At 60.3% G+C, this 16,054-nt stretch carries 14 protein-coding genes and 2 pseudogenes; 11 read left to right on the top strand and 5 right to left on the bottom strand.

Features of this window, described 5'->3' with window-relative positions; genetic code table 11:
• Positions 1-25: 25 nt before the first annotated feature.
• The 11 genes and pseudogenes from ubiE to AB4N76_RS15900 all read left to right on the top strand — a co-directional run bounded on the left by ubiE (position 26) and on the right by AB4N76_RS15900 (position 8,512).
• A pseudogene (gene ubiE / locus AB4N76_RS15950) lies at positions 26-795 on the top strand (bifunctional demethylmenaquinone methyltransferase/2-methoxy-6-polyprenyl-1,4-benzoquinol methylase UbiE).
• Entirely contained in the window at positions 795-1,418 is a 624-nt protein-coding gene (locus tag AB4N76_RS15945; RefSeq protein WP_460163235.1) for a ubiquinone biosynthesis accessory factor UbiJ, read from the top strand. The pseudogene ubiE and the gene AB4N76_RS15945 overlap by 1 nt, the downstream one beginning before the upstream one ends.
• Positions 1,415-3,019 (top strand): ubiquinone biosynthesis regulatory protein kinase UbiB, encoded by a 1,605-nt coding sequence (gene ubiB / locus AB4N76_RS15940; protein WP_077432307.1) that lies wholly within the window; start codon positions 1,415-1,417, stop codon positions 3,017-3,019. Before AB4N76_RS15945 ends, ubiB begins: the two co-directional genes overlap by 4 nt.
• An 81-nt stretch (positions 3,020-3,100) precedes the next feature.
• Entirely contained in the window at positions 3,101-3,502 is a 402-nt protein-coding gene (gene hisI, locus AB4N76_RS15935; protein WP_109785365.1) for a phosphoribosyl-AMP cyclohydrolase, read from the top strand.
• Positions 3,495-3,827, top strand: a complete 333-nt coding sequence (locus tag AB4N76_RS15930) for a phosphoribosyl-ATP diphosphatase (protein WP_003220849.1) — start codon at positions 3,495-3,497, stop codon at positions 3,825-3,827. The genes hisI and AB4N76_RS15930 overlap by 8 nt, the downstream gene beginning before the upstream one ends.
• Positions 3,828-3,852: 25 nt before the next feature.
• Complete coding sequence (locus tag AB4N76_RS15925) at positions 3,853-4,125, top strand: twin-arginine translocase TatA/TatE family subunit (protein ID WP_046031192.1); 273 nt, start codon at positions 3,853-3,855, stop codon at positions 4,123-4,125.
• A gap of 10 nt (positions 4,126-4,135) precedes the next feature.
• On the top strand, positions 4,136-4,588 hold the full coding sequence (gene tatB / locus AB4N76_RS15920; RefSeq protein WP_046031193.1) for a Sec-independent protein translocase protein TatB: 453 nt from the start codon (positions 4,136-4,138) through the stop codon (positions 4,586-4,588).
• A 256-nt stretch (positions 4,589-4,844) separates the two neighbouring features.
• Positions 4,845-5,645, top strand: coding sequence for a twin-arginine translocase subunit TatC (gene tatC / locus AB4N76_RS15915; protein ID WP_046031194.1), 801 nt, complete (start codon positions 4,845-4,847; stop codon positions 5,643-5,645).
• Positions 5,642-6,349 (top strand): 16S rRNA (uracil(1498)-N(3))-methyltransferase, encoded by a 708-nt coding sequence (locus AB4N76_RS15910; protein WP_109785362.1) that lies wholly within the window; start codon positions 5,642-5,644, stop codon positions 6,347-6,349. Before tatC ends, AB4N76_RS15910 begins: the two co-directional genes overlap by 4 nt.
• Before the next feature lie 246 nt (positions 6,350-6,595).
• Positions 6,596-7,606, top strand: a pseudogene (locus AB4N76_RS15905) (methyl-accepting chemotaxis protein); the annotation flags it as partial.
• A gap of 33 nt (positions 7,607-7,639) precedes the next feature.
• The gene (locus AB4N76_RS15900) at positions 7,640-8,512 is read left to right on the top strand and encodes a methyl-accepting chemotaxis protein (RefSeq protein WP_371916745.1); all 873 of its coding nucleotides are present in this window, start codon (positions 7,640-7,642) and stop codon (positions 8,510-8,512) included.
• Positions 8,513-8,669: 157 nt separating this feature from the next.
• Here AB4N76_RS15900 and AB4N76_RS15895 read toward each other — a convergent pair whose 3' ends face one another.
• The 5 genes from AB4N76_RS15895 to AB4N76_RS15875 all read right to left on the bottom strand — a co-directional run bounded on the left by AB4N76_RS15895 (position 8,670) and on the right by AB4N76_RS15875 (position 15,859).
• On the bottom strand, positions 8,670-9,404 hold the full coding sequence (locus AB4N76_RS15895; protein WP_460163234.1) for an amino acid ABC transporter ATP-binding protein: 735 nt from the start codon (positions 9,402-9,404) through the stop codon (positions 8,670-8,672).
• Positions 9,397-10,314 carry an amino acid ABC transporter permease gene (locus AB4N76_RS15890; RefSeq protein WP_258667525.1) on the bottom strand — a complete coding sequence of 306 codons (918 nt, stop codon included), beginning with the start codon at positions 10,312-10,314 and terminating at the stop codon, positions 9,397-9,399. The genes AB4N76_RS15895 and AB4N76_RS15890 overlap by 8 nt, the downstream gene beginning before the upstream one ends.
• A gap of 179 nt (positions 10,315-10,493) precedes the next feature.
• Positions 10,494-11,291 (bottom strand): transporter substrate-binding domain-containing protein, encoded by a 798-nt coding sequence (locus AB4N76_RS15885; protein WP_046031367.1) that lies wholly within the window; start codon positions 11,289-11,291, stop codon positions 10,494-10,496.
• 190 nt (positions 11,292-11,481) lie between these two features.
• The gene (mdoH, locus tag AB4N76_RS15880; protein ID WP_077432305.1) at positions 11,482-14,052 is read right to left on the bottom strand and encodes a glucans biosynthesis glucosyltransferase MdoH; all 2,571 of its coding nucleotides are present in this window, start codon (positions 14,050-14,052) and stop codon (positions 11,482-11,484) included.
• The gene (locus AB4N76_RS15875; RefSeq protein ID WP_077432304.1) at positions 14,045-15,859 is read right to left on the bottom strand and encodes a glucan biosynthesis protein G; all 1,815 of its coding nucleotides are present in this window, start codon (positions 15,857-15,859) and stop codon (positions 14,045-14,047) included. The genes mdoH and AB4N76_RS15875 overlap by 8 nt, the downstream gene beginning before the upstream one ends.
• Positions 15,860-16,054 lie beyond the last annotated feature (195 nt).

The raw sequence follows: 16,054 nt of genomic DNA, 5'->3' as shown, positions 1-16,054 counted from the left end.
CGCATTCTCTTCTGGTGACAGCGATATGACTGATCAGCGCAAAGGCAGCGATGCCGAACCCACCACGCACTTCGGTTTCAAAAACGTTCCGGAAAGCCAAAAGCGGAAAAAGTCGCTGAGGTTTTCCATTCGGTAGCCGCCAAGTACGACTTGATGAACGACCTCCTGTCGGGCGGCATGCACCGCTTGTGGAAGCGTTTCGCAATCGAGCTTTCGGGCGTGCGCACCGGTAATCGCGTGTTGGACATCGCCGGCGGCACAGGCGACCTGACCAAAAAATTCTCGCACCTCGTTGGCCCGACGGGCCAGGTCGTGCTGGCCGACATCAACGAATCGATGCTCAAGGTCGGACGTGATCGCCTGCTGGACCTCGGTGTCGCCGGCAACGTCGAATTCGTTCAGGCCGACGCTGAAAAACTGCCGTTCCCGGACAATCACTTCGACTGCGTGACCATCGCCTTCGGCCTGCGCAACGTGACGCACAAGGAAGACGCCCTGCGTTCGATGCTGCGCGTGCTCAAGCCTGGCGGTCGCCTGTTGGTGCTGGAGTTCTCCAAGCCGACCAACGCGCTGATGTCCAAAGCCTACGATGCTTACTCGTTCGCCTTCATGCCGTTGATGGGCAAGCTGATCACCAACGACTCGGAAAGCTATCGCTACCTGGCCGAATCGATCCGCATGCACCCGAATCAGGAAACCCTGAAATCGATGATGGTCGAGGCCGGTTTCGACCGCGTGACCTACCACAACATGACCGCAGGCATCGTCGCCCTGCACCGCGGCATCAAACCCTGATGTTGCTGGCCGGCCTGCTCGCCAGCGTTGAACTCGGCCTGAACCGGGTGCTGCGTCTCGACAGCACGGCGCTGCCACGGCTGGCGCATTTGAGCGGCCGGGTGATAGCCGTCGATTGCCGCAGCCCGGCATTACAGCTGTTCATCCTGCCCAGCGACGAAGGCCTGATGCTCGCTTCCCACTGGGAAACCGGCGTCGATTGCACCTTGCGTGCACCGGCCTCAAGCCTGCTGAAACTGGCGATGAGCAAGGACAAGACCTCGGTCCTGCATGGCCCTGAAGTCGAACTCGACGGTGACAGCGGCGTGCTGCTGGAACTGGCGGCGATCCTTCAGGACCTCGAGCTGGATTGGGAGTATGAACTCTCGCGCTGGCTCGGCCCGGTGGCGACGCAACTGATCGGTGGTCACCTGCGCAGTCGCGCTCGCTGGTATCAGCAAGGGTTCATCAGCCTGGGGCAAAACCTGGGCGAATACCTGGCTGAAGAATCGCGAACCCTCGTCGGTCAGCGCGAAGCCGAAGCCCGTTTCAGTGAACTGGACCAGATCAAACTCGATCTGGAACGTCTCGAGGCGCGCTTCGAGCGCCTTTCCCGATCCCTCGACCCAAGCGATAACGCATGAAGCTGCTTGCCGTCCGCCGTTTGTTGCGCATCCAGCGCGTTGTGATTCGTTACCGTCTCGATGACCTGCTGTTCGCCCTGCCGCTGCCCTGGTTCCTGCTGGCGCTGCGTTACGCGTTGCCATGGCGCTGGTTCCCGCGCAAGACGCTGGACTTGAGCCGCGGCGCGCGATTGCGCCTGGCGCTGCAGGACCTCGGGCCGATTTTCATCAAGTTCGGGCAGATTCTGTCCACCCGCCGTGACCTGTTGCCGGAAGACATCGCCGATGAGCTGATGAAGCTGCAGGACCGCGTGCCGCCGTTCGACTCGCAAGTGTCGGTCAAACTGATCGAAGAACAGCTCGGCAAAAAGATCAGTGAAGTGTTCAGCCGCTTCGACGTCGAGCCGCTGGCTTCCGCGTCGGTGGCGCAGGTGCATGCCGCGCAGTTGAAAACCGGCGAAGAAGTGGTGGTCAAGGTGATTCGCCCGGGCCTCAAACCGGTTATCGCCCAGGATCTGGCGTGGCTGTTCATTCTCGCCCGCGCCGCTGAAAAGCTCTCGGCCGACGCGCGTCTGCTGCACCCGGTGGACGTGGTCAGCGACTACGAAAAAACCATCTACGACGAACTCGACCTGCTGCGCGAAGCGGCCAACGCGAGCCAGCTCAAGCGCAACTTCGAAGGCTCGCCGCTGCTGTACGTGCCGCAAGTCTATTGGGACTGGTGCCGGCCGAAAGTGTTGGTGATGGAGCGCATCTACGGCATCCAGGTCACCGACCTGACGACCCTGGCCGACCAGCGTACCGACATGAAAATGCTCGCCGAACGCGGTGTGGAGATCTTCTTCACGCAAGTGTTCCGCGACAGTTTCTTCCATGCCGACATGCACCCCGGCAACATCTTCGTCAGCACCGTGAACCCGTGGAGCCCGCAATACATTGCGATCGACTGCGGCATCGTCGGCAGCCTGACCCCGGAAGACCAGGATTACCTGGCGCGCAACCTGTTCGCCTTCTTCAAGCGTGATTACCGGCGCGTGGCGCAGTTGCACATCGATTCGGGCTGGGTGCCGGCGGAAACCAAACTCAACGAATTCGAAGCGGCGATCCGTACGGTGTGCGAGCCGATTTTCGAAAAACCGTTAAAGGATATTTCCTTCGGTCAGGTGTTGATGCGCCTGTTCCAGACCGCCCGACGCTTCAACATGGAAGTGCAGCCGCAACTGGTTCTGCTGCAAAAGACCCTGTTGAACATCGAAGGCCTGGGCCGCCAGTTGTACCCGGACCTCGATCTGTGGAACACCGCGCAGCCGTTCCTCGAGCGCTGGATGCGCGAGCGCGTCAGCCCCAAAGCCTTGCTCGGCAACGTGCAGAGCCAGTTTGAACAGCTGCCGCACCTGGCCAATATGGCCCGCGACCTGCTGGAGCGCATGTCTCAACCCCACGCGTACGACACGCCGCCACCGTGGCATCGACGCCGCGACGACTGGTTCCTGCGGTTGCTCGGTACGGCCCATCTGGCCGGTGGCGCGATACTCGCCGCTGGCGGGCCACTGAACCAGTTGGCCTACTGGCCGGCGGGAATCATGATGGCCGTCGGTTTGTATCTGGTCGTTCGCCGATAGCCAGTTGTGTTACGCACTGGCACACTGTTTCAACGCCTGGGCTTGACTATTGAAGTGTGGAGCCCGCTGTCGGAGTCGAAGATGAAAAACTGGCTGGACGAGATCAAGTGGGACGCCGACGGCCTGGTGCCCGCGATTGCCCAGGATCACAAAACCGGGCGCGTCCTGATGATGGCCTGGATGAACCGCGAAGCGCTGGAACTGACCGCTGCCGAGAACCGCGCCATCTACTGGTCGCGCTCGCGTGGCAAGCTGTGGCGTAAGGGCGAAGAGTCCGGCCACGTACAAACCCTGCACGAGATGCGTCTGGACTGTGACGCCGACGTGATCATCCTGATGGTCGAGCAGATCGGCGACATCGCGTGCCACACCGGTCGCCAGAGCTGCTTCTACCGCGTATACGAAAACGGCGACTGGACAACCGTCGACCCGGTTCTGAAAGATCCGCACGCCATCTATTCCGCAGGACACGCACATGAGTGACACTCTGACCCGTCTGGCCCAAGTGCTGGAAGAGCGCAAAGGCGCCGCCGCCGACAGCTCGTATGTCGCCAGCCTGTACCACAAGGGCTTGAACAAGATTCTGGAAAAAGTCGGCGAAGAGTCGGTCGAGACCATCATTGCCGCCAAGGATGCCGCCATCAGCGGTGACTGCAGCGATGTGATCTACGAGACCGCCGATTTGTGGTTCCACAGCATGGTCATGCTCGCCCAACTGGGGCAGCATCCACAGGCTGTACTCGATGAACTGGACCGTCGTTTCGGTCTCTCCGGACATGTCGAGAAAGCCTCGCGTCCGTCCGCCTGAATAACTATTAGAGAGGAGCAGCAACATGGGCATTTTTGACTGGAAACACTGGATCGTCATCCTGGTTGTTGTCGTGTTGGTATTCGGCACCAAGAAACTGAAGAACCTCGGCACGGACGTCGGCGAGTCGATCAAGGGCTTCAAGAAAGCCATGAACGACGACGAAAAACCGGCCGATCCGACCGCCACGCCGTCTCAACCAGCACCGCCGGTGCAGCCACAGGCCTCGGTAAACCAGCCGCACACCATCGATGTGCAGGCGCAAAAAGTCGAAGAGCCGATCCGCAAAGACGTGTGAGCACAGACTAATGTTTGGTATCAGCTTCTCTGAACTGCTGCTCGTCGGCCTCGTTGCCCTGCTCGTGCTGGGCCCCGAGCGCCTGCCGGGTGCTGCGCGCACCGCCGGCCTGTGGGTTGGGCGCTTGAAGCGCAGTTTCAATGCAATCAAACAGGAAGTTGAACGTGAAATCGGTGCCGACGAAATTCGTCGGCAACTGCACAACGAGCACATTCTGTCGCTGGAACAAGAGGCGCGGAAGATCTTCACGCCGACCCAGCAGGAGCCGACGCCGGTGGAGCACGTGGGAGAGCAGACGATTCATGCCCCTGCCGCTGCCCCCGAACCCACGCCTGCACCTGTTGTAGCGGCTGCACAACCTGCGCCAGCTGTACCCGTGACGCCGGTTGAGCCGGTTGCTCTTGCCGCCGCACCGACAGCGCCGGCCCCTCATGACCCCACACTGCCGCCGCGAGCCCCATGACAAGGGTCTGTCATCGGTCATTTCCTGTGTCGCGTTGTCGCCTGAAAGCGGGCCAGGCAAGGCGTAGGCCGCAGGGAATGGTTGTTCCCTTTCCAAGGCCTACAACGCAGCCTGGCCCGCTTTCAGGCACAACCCGGTGGGCCGGCCTGTATTTGCGCAGGGCTGCGTTACTCGTCGCTTATTTGAAACGCCAAACTACGCTTCTCGCGCCTTGCCCTGCGCAAATACAGGCTCGGCGCGACACAGGAAATGACCGATGACAGGCCCTACTCTCCCCGAAAACGACCAGCACATGCCGCTGGTTTCGCACCTCACCGAGTTGCGTACCCGCCTGCTGCGTTGCGTAGCGGCGATCTTCATCATTTTTGCCGGGTTGTTTGCCTTCACCCAGCAGATCTACACCTTCGTCTCCACGCCGCTGCGCGCGTACCTGCCTGCTGGCGCGACGATGATTGCCACCGACGTATCGTCGCCGTTCCTGACGCCGCTGAAGCTGACCATGATGGTCTCGCTGTTCCTGGCGATCCCGGTGATCCTGCATCAGATCTGGGGCTTCATCGCACCGGGTCTGTACAAGCATGAAAAGCGCATTGCCGTGCCATTGCTGGTGTCCAGCATCCTGCTGTTCTACACCGGCATGGCGTTCGCCTATTACCTGGTCTTCCCGCTGATCTTCAAGTTCTTCGCTGCCGCCACCCCGGCCGGCGTGGAAATGATGACCGACATCACCAGTTACCTCGATTTCGTCATGACGCTGTTCTTCGCCTTTGGCGTGGCGTTCGAAATCCCGGTGGCCGTGGTGCTGCTGGTGTGGATCGGCGTCGTCGACGTCAAATACCTGAAGAAAATCCGCCCGTACGTGGTCATCGGCTGCTTCGTGGTCGGCATGATCCTGACGCCGCCGGACATCTTCTCGCAGACGCTGTTGGCAGTTCCGATGTGGCTACTGTTCGAGATCGGCATCCTGTTTGGCAGCCTGATCAGCAAACGCGGTGAGCACCCGGACGATCAACCGGTTGACGATCACAACGACCAGCCGCCAGCGACCCAACCGTGAACCTGCTGCTGCTCGAAGAAGCCGATTTCATTGCGGCCGACCGGGTGATCCTGCGTGATCGCCGGTTGACGCACATGCAGGAAGTCCACCGCTGTGAAGTCGGTGACAACATGCGCGTCGGGCGGATCGGCGGTTTGATGGGGGCAGCCGAAGTGCTGCGCCTGGACGCCAATGAAGCCGAGTTGCGAGTCACGCTGGACCAATCGCCCCCGACCAAGCTGCCGCTGACCCTGGTATTGGCCCTGCCACGCCCGAAAATGCTGCGCAGGGTGTTTCAGACTGTGGCCGCCATGGGTGTGCCACGCATCGTCCTGGTGAACAGCTATCGCGTCGAGAAGAGCTTCTGGCAAACCCCGTTTCTGGAGCCCGAAGCGATTCGCGAGCAACTGATCCTCGGCCTCGAACAGGCCCGGGACAGTGTGCTGCCGGAAATCGTCATCGAAAAGCGCTTCAAGCCGTTCGTTGAAGACCGTTTGCCGGCAATCACCGAGGGCACCCTTGGTCTCGTTGGCCACCCCGGCAATTACCCGCCCTGCCCCCGCGGCCTGGACGAACCGGTGACGCTGGCCATCGGCCCCGAAGGTGGCTGGATCCCCTACGAGATCGACCTGCTGGGCAAGGCCGGCCTGCAACCGGTGCAACTCGGCGAGCGCATCCTGCGTGTCGAAACCGCCGTCACCGCGCTGCTCGCCCGCCTCTTCTAACCCCGACTACTTGTAGCAGCTGGCGAAGCCTGCGTCCGGCTGCGAAGCAGTCGTCAATCCGGACAACTCGGACTACCTGAAACACCGCGGTGTCTGATTTCACGACTGCTTCGCAGCCGAACGCAGGCTTCGCCAGCTGCTACAGGGACTGTGATCGTCGCAAGTCCTTTTCCGCCCTACAGATTCTCTTTCGCCTGCCGATACAGTTCCCACAAAACCAAAATCAGTGGTCCAGGGAGTTGCAGCATGTACCAATGGCTAGCCGAGAATCTGGGAAACGTCAGCGTCAATCGCAAACTGGGAATCGGTTTCGGTCTGGTACTGCTGCTCACCCTATCGATCACCGTCACCGGCTGGACCGGCCTGAGTGATGTGACGAGCCGCGGCGATAAGCTTGGGTTCATTGCCAGCCTCAATGACCTGACCAAAGACCTGCGCAACGCCCGCCTGGACTATGAAATGCGCCGGGGTGAACAGGGCCCGGGGGCGGTTAACGACACACTTGCGCAACTCGATACCGGCCTGCAAAGCGCCCGCAAAATGATCGAACAGCCGGCTGATGCAGCGATGGTCGACCAGCAACTGGCCGCCGTCAGCCAGTACAAACAAGCGTTCGCCGCCATGACTCAGGCAGGCGCCAACCGCGAAGACGCCCGCAGCAAACTCGGCGCTACGGCCGATAATGCCGTGGCCCGCGTCGCAGAAGTCGAGAAGTCCCTGTTACAGGGCGATAGTGTTGCCGACTTCAATAGCGTGATTGATCTGAGCAAACTGATCCAGCAAGCGCGCTTCCAGGTCCGCGGCTACACCTATAGCGGCAAGGCCGAAGCTGAACAGCCAGCACTGGATGCCATCGACAACGCCCTGAAAAACCTCGAAAGCCTGCCGTCCAAATTGCCGGAGCAACACATCGCCAACCTGCAACAGGCCACCGACTCGCTCAAGGCCTACCGCGCCGCCGTCAGCCAGTACCGCGACTCTCAGGTCGCCAGCGCTGCCGCGCTCAAAACCATGGCTGCGCAAGGTGACATCCTGCTCGACGTCAGCAAAAAACTCACCGTGTCGCAAACCATTGTTCGCGATACCGATGCCGCACACGCCAAGAACATGCTGCTGTTGGCTACGGCTCTGGCCCTGGTCTTTGGCATGATTGCCGCTTGGGCGATCACCCGTCAGATCGTTATCCCGCTGAGCCAGACCCTGAAAGTCGCTGAGCGCGTCGCAGCAGGCGACCTGACTCACAACCTGACCTCCAAACGTCGCGACGAACTCGGCCAGCTCCAGCGCGCCATGCAGAGCATGATTCTGGGCCTGCGCGAACTGATCGGCGGCATCAGCGACGGTGTCACGCAAATCGCCAGCGCCGCCGAAGAGTTGTCGGCCGTCACCGAGCAGACCAGTGCCGGGGTCAACAGCCAGAAGGTCGAAACCGACCAGGTGGCCACTGCCATGAACGAAATGACCGCGACCGTGCAAGAAGTGGCACGCAACGCCGAGGAAGCCAGCGAAGCCGCTGTCGCCGCCGATCAGCAAGCCCGCGAAGGTGACAAAGTGGTCGGCGAAGCCATCGCCCAGATCGAACGCCTGGCCCTCGAAGTCGGCAACTCCACTGCCGCGATGGGCGACCTCAAGCGCGAAAGTGACAAGATCGGCAGCGTGCTCGACGTGATCAAATCCGTGGCCCAGCAAACCAACCTGCTGGCCCTCAACGCCGCCATCGAAGCCGCCCGTGCCGGTGAGGCCGGACGGGGTTTTGCGGTGGTCGCCGATGAGGTCCGCAGCCTGGCCCAGCGCACCCAGAAGTCCACCGAAGAAATCGAAGAGCTGATCGTCGGCCTGCAAGCCGGCACCCAGCAAGTCGCGACCATCATGGACAACAGCCGCACGCTGACCGACAGCAGCGTCGAACTGACCCGCCGCGCCGGCGGCTCACTGGAAAGCATCACCCGCACCGTGTCGGCCATTCAGACGATGAACCAGCAGATTGCCGCCGCTGCCGAGCAGCAAACCGCCGTGGCCGAGGAGATCAACCGCAGCGTGCTTAACGTGCGCGACGTGTCCGAACAAACCTCGGCCGCCAGCGAAGAGACCGCGGCCTCCAGCATTGAGCTGGCACGGTTGGGGACGCATCTGCAGATGCTGGTGGGCAAGTTCAAGGTTTGAGGGGGTGTTTTGACCTCGGTTCACTCAGGACCGAGGTGATGCAATCGCGGGCAAGCCCGCTCCCACAGGGATAAGCGGTGTTACGCAAATAGCATGAACAGCGCAATCCATTGTGGGAGCGGGCTTGCCCGCGATGGCGATCGCAAGGTCGCCGCCGTCAGAGGACCTGACGCAAAAACGCCTGCGCCCGTGGATCCTTCGGCGCATCGAAGAATTCGGCCGGCGAAGCATCTTCCAGCAATTTGCCGTGATCGAAGAACAACACCCGATCCGCCACTTCCCGCGCAAAACCCATTTCGTGGGTGACACAAACCATGGTCATGCCCTCCAAGGCCAGGGTCTTCATCACATCCAGCACTTCGCCGACCATTTCCGGGTCCAGGGCCGACGTCGGTTCATCGAACAGCATGACCTTGGGTTCCATGGCCAATGCGCGGGCGATCGCCACACGCTGCTGCTGGCCACCGGACAAGCGCGATGGAAACTCGTGGGCCTTCTGCGCGATCCCGACTTTTTCCAGCAGCGCCAAGGCCTTGGCCTCGCTCTCCTTCTTGCCGCGCTTGCGCACGACTTTTTGCGCCAGGCAGAGGTTTTCCAGCACGGTCATGTGCGGGAACAGGTTGAAATGCTGGAACACCATGCCGACTTCGCGGCGGTAGGCATTCACGTCGGTTTTCGGGTCGGCCAGTTGCAGGCCATCGATGCTCACCGAACCCGAATCGAATTCTTCCAGGCCGTTGAGGCAGCGCAAGAAGGTCGACTTGCCGGAACCGGACGGACCGATCACCACCAGCACTTCGCCCTTGGCCACTTGCGTGGTGACGTTATCCACCGCGCGAACCACTTGGCCACGGGTGTCGAAGACTTTTACCAGATCGCGGACTTCAATCACTTTGCGCGAGCCTCCGTTCAAGCCGACTGGCGATTTTCGACAGTGGCAGGTTGATCAACAGGTACAACCCGGCCACGCAGAACAGGATTTCGAACGGCGAAAACGAGGTGGTAATGACTTCACGACCACTTTTGAGCAGTTCGGTAATCGCAATCACCGAGACCAGCGACGTGTCCTTGACCAGGCTGATGAACTGCCCGGCCAAGGGCGGCAGTACGCGCTTCAAGGCTTGCGGCATCACCACGTGGCGCATCGACTGGCCAGCGCTCAGCCCCAACGAGCGCGCCGCTTCGTTTTGCCCCCGGGCGATGGACTGCACGCCGGAACGGATGATTTCCGCGACGTAGGCCCCGGTAAACAACGACAGTGCAGCGATCCCGGCGAATTCACGGGACAGGTTCATCACGGTGCCGATGAAGAAGTAGAAAATGAAGATCTGCACCAGCAGCGGCGTACCACGGACCAGCTCGACATAGATCGTCGAGAGATCGCGCAGCGTCGGGTTGTTCGAGAGCCGGCACAGGCCCGTGGCGAGACCAATCAACAGCCCGAGCACACCGGACACTACCGACAACCACAAAGTTGTCCACAGCCCCCAAAGCAGCGGCCCGGCGGCCCAATGACGGGTCACGCCAATCACATCGCCTTCGGCCACATCATCGCCTTGGGCGACTTGCAGGCTGTTGTCGTCGACGGTCACGCGTTGCTCATCGCCTGCGTCGTTGCGCAGCGTGACTTCAGCTTTATCGCCTTTGCGCACCAGTTCGCTGACAGTGGAGATATCAGTGGCGCGCTGGGATTCTTCGGCGTGGTAGGCGAAGTATTGCGGCACGCGATTCCAGCGCCATTCGTAGGACATCAGCGAGGTGGCGTAGTACAACGCACCAGCCAGGCCGATCAGCACCAGCACGGTTAATACGTGCCAGGGCCATTGGGATTTTTTTGTTTCATTACGGGTTCCGGAATTTGATCGTTCCCACGCTCTGCGTGGGAATGCCGCCCGGACGCTCCGCGTCCCTTCTCAAGCGTGACGCAGAGCGTCACAGGATGCGTTCCCACGCAGAGCGAGGGAACGATCAGCGGTAAGCCTTATTCCATGTCTTTCTGCCAAGCGGTGTCTTTGAACCACTTGTCATGGATGCGATCGTAGGTGCCGTCTTCGTGGATCTGGTGCAGGAAGTTGTTGATGAAGTTGATACTGTCGTAGTCACCCTTCTTCAGACCGAAGGCAAGCGGTTCGTAGGTGAACGGCTTATCGAGGAACACCAGCTTGCCGGCGCCGACCTTGTTCACCGCCACCACGTTGTAAGGCGCGTCGTAGATGAAGGCATCCGCCTTGCCGTTGACCACGTCGAGCACCGCTTCCTGCTCGTTGTCGTAGCCGTGGTATTTGGCTTTGGAGATCAGTTTTTTCGCGACCATTTCGCCGGTGGTGCCGAGCTTGGAGGTGATGCGGTACTCGTCGGTGTTCAAGTCTTTATAGGACTTGATAGTACCTTCCAGCTCTTTGCGGATCAGCAGTGTCTGACCGACCACGATGAACGGTTCGCTGAAGTTCAGGCGCAGGTTGCGCTCCTGGGTCAGCGTCATGCCGCTGCCGATCATGTCGAACTTGTCGGTCATCAGGGCCGGGATGATGCCGTCGTAGCCGGTGGACACCAGCTCCAGTTTCACGCCCATGGCCTTGGTCATGGCTTTGAGGATGTCGACTTCGAAACCGATGATCTCGCCGCGCTTGTTGGTCATCTCGAACGGCATGTAGGTCGGGTCCATGCCGACTTTCAGCGTGCCGCGCTTGACCGCGTCATCGATGGCGCCGGCCTGCGCCGTGCCGACTGCAACCAATGCCGTGACGCCGACCAGCAGCATCGAGAGATACTTCTTCATCATCATGTCCCCAAAACCATTGCGGTGTGAGGCGCGCAAACGGCCGTCTCCCTCAGGAAACGTAGCCATGTGGACAAAAATTATCCGGGCGCACCAATTCGGGGACGGATCCTAACGTACTCGTCCGTTTGCACAAGGGCTTGCAAACGATCAGGCAAAAAAAACCCCGCTTGATGAGCGGGGTTTTTTGTTATGCCAACTGAGGCTGTGCGCTCAGCGGCTTGAGCGGCAGCAGCGGCGCATGGGGATCGGATTTCACCGATGTACGCCAGGCTTGCAACCACTCTGCGTGACCTTCACTCCAGATCTGCTCATGCAGACGAGCCAATGCCACCGGGTCGCTCAGCAGTTGCACGCGCTCATTGTTGTTCAGGCCGTCAGGCCCGACTTTCAATGCATGGCGCACCCGCTCGATCCGCAGCCACTCGATCGGCTCGGCCTGACCGTGACGCGACGTCGCCAGCGAGCACGCCAGGGCGTTCTGCTGCGGGTCGACCACTGACCGGATGAAGCCGTCTTTGAGTGCGTGGTAACGGTTTTCGTGGGTGTACTGGTCTGTGGCCAGCAGCGCCTGTGGCGGATTGTATTCCTCAGGGATCAGGAACAGGCTCTCGTCACGGGACTTCAGGCCCAGGCCAACACGGCTGGAGATCACGGACACCGGGATCGACAGCATCAACGAACCCACGATTGGCACCAGCCACCACAGGAAGCTCGGGTTCAGCCAGATCACCAGCAAGGCCCAGAAGAAGCCCAGCAAGGTTTGCGGACCATGGCGCTTGACCGCTTCGCTCCACGGCGTGGAGTCGTCGTCACGTTGTGGCGAGTTCCAGGTCGCCGCCCAGCCGAGGAACGCGGCGAGGACGAAACGGGTGTGGAAAATCATCCGCACCGGCGCCAGCAGCATGGAGAACAACATCTCCAGCAACATCGACAGGGTCACCTTGAACTTGCCGCCGAACTCTTTCGCGCCTTTGGCCCAGATCAGGATGATGCTCAGCAGCTTCGGCAGGAACAGCAACACGACGGTCGTGGAGAACAGCGCCACGGCCTTGTCCGGATGCCATTGCGGCCACAGCGGATACAGCTGTCGCGGCTCCATGAAGTACTGCGGCTCCATCAACGTGTTGACCGCCAGCAGCGCTGTCGACAGCACGAGGAAGAAGAACCACAACGGCGCCGACAGATAAGACATCACACCGGTCAGGAATACCGCCCGGTGAACCGGGTGCATGCCTTTGACCAGGAACAGACGGAAGTTCATCAGGTTACCGTGGCACCAGCGACGGTCACGCTTGAGTTCGTCCAGCAGGTTCGGTGGCAACTCTTCGTAACTGCCCGGCAAATCGTAGGCAATCCACACGCCCCAGCCAGCACGGCGCATCAGCGCGGCTTCAACGAAGTCGTGGGACAGAATTGCACCGGCGAAAGCCCCTTTACCAGGCAACGGCGCCAAGGCGCAGTGCTCGATGAACGGCTTCATGCGGATGATCGCGTTGTGACCCCAGTAGTGGGATTCGCCCAACTGCCAGAAGTGCAGGCCAGCCGTGAACAACGGGCCATACACGCGAGTCGCAAACTGCTGCATGCGCGCATACAGGGTGTCCATGCCCGACGCACGCGGCGCGGTCTGGATGATCCCGGCGTCCGGCGTGGCTTCCATCAAGCGCACCAGACTGGTCAGGCACTCGCCGCTCATGACGGAGTCAGCGTCGAGCACGACCATGTACTTGTAGTCACCGCCCCAGCGACGGCAGAAGTCGTCGAGGTTGCCACTCTTGCGTTTGACGCGACGGCGACGGCGACGATAGAAGATCTTGCCGAAGCCTTTGGCTTCGCGACAAACGTCCAGCCAGGCTTGCTGTTCGGCGACGCAAATGTCGGCGTCGTTACTGTCGCTGAGGACGAAGAAGTCGAAGCGATCCAGGTCACCCGTGGCCGCAACCGACTCGAACGTCGCGCGCAAACCGGCAAACACCCGTGGCACGTCTTCGTTGCAGATCGGCATCACCAGTGCGGTGCGCGCATCCTTCGGAATCGGTTCATTGCCGGCGCTGGCGCCAGAAATGCGGTATTTGTCGTGACCGGTGAGCAGCTCGAGGAAACCCATCAGCGCGGTCCAGAAACCGGCCGATACCCAGCAGAACAGAATCCCGAACAGAATCAGGATGCTGGTTTGCAGTGCATACGGCAGCACTTGCGTGGCCGTTTGCAGCAGCGGTTGATGCAACACTTCGTTGAGGTCGACGAACGACCAGCCCTGGTACGGCATGATGCCTTTCATGTACCAGCCGGCAACGATGGTCTGGCCGAGCATCAGCACCAGCAGAATGTAGCGACGGATCGAACCAACGGTCCGCCAGCGGGCAGCCGGCAACACGCGTTCATCTTTCGGCGGAGCCGGCGGATTGGTGCGACCGGTCAGACGCCGCCAGCCACGCACCAGAATGTTGGTGCGCCAAGGCTCCGGCACAACTTTGGTCCGGCGGATCGGCGGGGTGGCCTTGAGGCATACCCGGCCACTGGCGTCGACCGCCAGCATTTCCGCTTCTTCCAGCTCTTCAGCGGTGTTCAGAGTCAAGCGGCGGCCTACCGAAGCTTGAGCTGCTTCGGTCGGTGCGTCGAACGTGGAGGACGACAGACGCTGGTGCAACTCGCTGAAGGACTGGCAGCCCGCAAGTTCCGCGCGCTGCTCGTCGGTCATCGGTAAATGCGCCAGATACTCGGAAAGCGACTCTGGCTGTACTTGAGAATTACTCATCGGCAGGCAACTGGTAGCTCCAGGTCTCGGTCAGGACTTCTTCAGTCGGCGCCGATTCCGGTGTGGCTGGGGCCGCGTCGGCAGCAACAGGCTGCTTGGCGTCTTTGTTGGCCTTGTCCTTGGCATCTGCAACTGGCTTGGCATCGGCCTGCTTGGCTTCTGCTTGCTTGGCTTCCTTGTCCGCTTTCTCTTGTTGCTTGGCGGCAACCTTGTCGGCTTTGGCGACGGACGAATTCGACGCAGGAAGCGACGTCTTGGCCAGGTCAGCCGGCACGATGTTCTGGACCAGGGCCGCTCGCATTTCGGTGGCTTTGCCCGGGTCTTTGATCTTCATGCGCAGCGTCAGGCGCCAGCCCTTGGTTTCAGGGTTGTAGCGCACGCTGTTCTCGACCAGTTCGGCATTGTCGCCAACGCTGACCTGGCTGCGAACGTCCGCTTCCGGTGGCAATGCCGCCAGGGACGGGCCTTCGAAGTCCACCAGATAAGCCACGCTACCGTCCGGCTGACGAATCAGGTTGGACTGTTTAACGTCACCGGTGGAGCGCAGGGTCTGGCTGACCCAGGCGCTGTCGGGGGCGTGGATTGCGGATTCATCCATGGTCCAGTGCAGGCGATAGGCAACATCGAGCGGCTGGCCAGGTTCTGGCAGTTTTTCCGGGTTCCAGAAAGCAACGATATTGTCGTTGGTTTCGTCGGCAGTCGGAATCTCTACCAGATCCACGGTACCCTTGCCCCAGTCACCCTTCGGCTCGATCCAGGCGCTTGGGCGCTTGTCGTAGCGGTCGTCGAGGTCTTCGTAGTGGCTGAAGTCGCGGCCACGTTGCAGCAGACCAAAACCACGCGGATTCTCGACCGAGAAGTTGCTCACCGACAGGTGTTTGGGGTTGTTCAATGGACGCCAGATCCATTCGCCGTTGCCGGCATGAATCGCCAGGCCGCTGGAATCGTGCAATTCGCGACGATAGTTCAGCACTTTCGATGGCTGGTTGGCGCCGAACAGATACATGCTGGTCAATGGAGCGATACCCAGCTTGCCGACCTTGTCACGCAGGAACATCTGCGCCTTGACGTCGACAATGGTGTCGCTGCCCGGACGCAGGGTCAGGCGATAGGCGCCGGTGGCACGCGGCGAATCCAGCAGGGCGAAAATCACCAGGTGCTTGTCGCCCGGCTTCGGCTGTTGAATCCAGAACTCGGTGAAACGCGGGAACTCTTCGCCCGATGGCAATGCGGTATCAATCGCCATGCCGCGCGCGGACAAGCCATAGACGTGACCCTTGCCGACGACGCGGAAGTAGCTCGCGCCGAGCATGGTCATGATTTCGTCTTGCTTGTCAGCCTTGTTGATCGGGTACAGCACCCGGAAACCGGCATAACCCAGTTGTTCGGTGGCTTTAGGATCGAATTTCACGTCGCCAAAATCGAAACGAGTCGGGTCGTACTTGATCTCTTCGACGGAGTTAGCTGTGATTTCGTTGATTTTCACCGGCGTATCGAAATGCATACCCTGGTGATAGAACGACAGCTTGAACGGGGTTTTCTGATCCGCCCATTCGGCTTTTTCGGTCAGGAAACGAATTTTCTGATAGTCCGCGAATTTCATATCGCGGAACTCGTTCGGCAGGTTACTGCGCGGAGCTTCGTATTTTTGCGCGGCCAGCTCTTTTGCCTTGACCGACACGTCATCCAGATTGAATGCCCAAAGCTGGCCGGCGCTGAACAGGCAGAGCAGTGCAGAGCCCGCTACCAGAGCGCTTCGGAACCGTTTGGCAGTCAATTTTGGTGCATTACAGGGACTAACAATCACGAGCAACCCTCGCCGAAAACAGATCAAAAAACCAACGGCCAGTTAAAGGATTTGCACGATCAACGGCCTGAAAAAACCGATCTTGCAAACCACTCTTGCCAAGTTGGCGAGCATTGTTCCGACTCCGATGGGGCTAAATGATTCCCCAAACGGTCCAGGACAAGTCTCTACCTAAGTCAAAATGGACCAACGAAC

The sequence above is a fragment of the Pseudomonas sp. S2_F03 genome (genome assembly GCF_054668335.1).
This window is presented reverse-complemented; position numbering and strand designations above follow the sequence as displayed.

What these genes read in the sequence shown, in the direction of transcription:
- AB4N76_RS15945 (WP_460163235.1), top strand. Translation starts at nt 795, where the DNA reads ATGTTGCTGGCCGGCCTGCTCGCCAGCGTTGAACTCGGCCTGAACCGG.
- ubiB (WP_077432307.1), top strand. Translation starts at nt 1,415, where the DNA reads ATGAAGCTGCTTGCCGTCCGCCGTTTGTTGCGCATCCAGCGCGTTGTG.
- hisI (WP_109785365.1), top strand. Translation starts at nt 3,101, where the DNA reads ATGAAAAACTGGCTGGACGAGATCAAGTGGGACGCCGACGGCCTGGTG.
- AB4N76_RS15930 (WP_003220849.1), top strand. Translation starts at nt 3,495, where the DNA reads ATGAGTGACACTCTGACCCGTCTGGCCCAAGTGCTGGAAGAGCGCAAA.
- AB4N76_RS15925 (WP_046031192.1), top strand. Translation starts at nt 3,853, where the DNA reads ATGGGCATTTTTGACTGGAAACACTGGATCGTCATCCTGGTTGTTGTC.
- tatB (WP_046031193.1), top strand. Translation starts at nt 4,136, where the DNA reads ATGTTTGGTATCAGCTTCTCTGAACTGCTGCTCGTCGGCCTCGTTGCC.
- tatC (WP_046031194.1), top strand. Translation starts at nt 4,845, where the DNA reads ATGACAGGCCCTACTCTCCCCGAAAACGACCAGCACATGCCGCTGGTT.
- AB4N76_RS15900 (WP_371916745.1), top strand. Translation starts at nt 7,640, where the DNA reads ATGCAGAGCATGATTCTGGGCCTGCGCGAACTGATCGGCGGCATCAGC.
- AB4N76_RS15885 (WP_046031367.1), bottom strand. Translation starts at nt 11,291, where the DNA reads ATGAAGAAGTATCTCTCGATGCTGCTGGTCGGCGTCACGGCATTGGTT.
- mdoH (WP_077432305.1), bottom strand. Translation starts at nt 14,052, where the DNA reads ATGAGTAATTCTCAAGTACAGCCAGAGTCGCTTTCCGAGTATCTGGCG.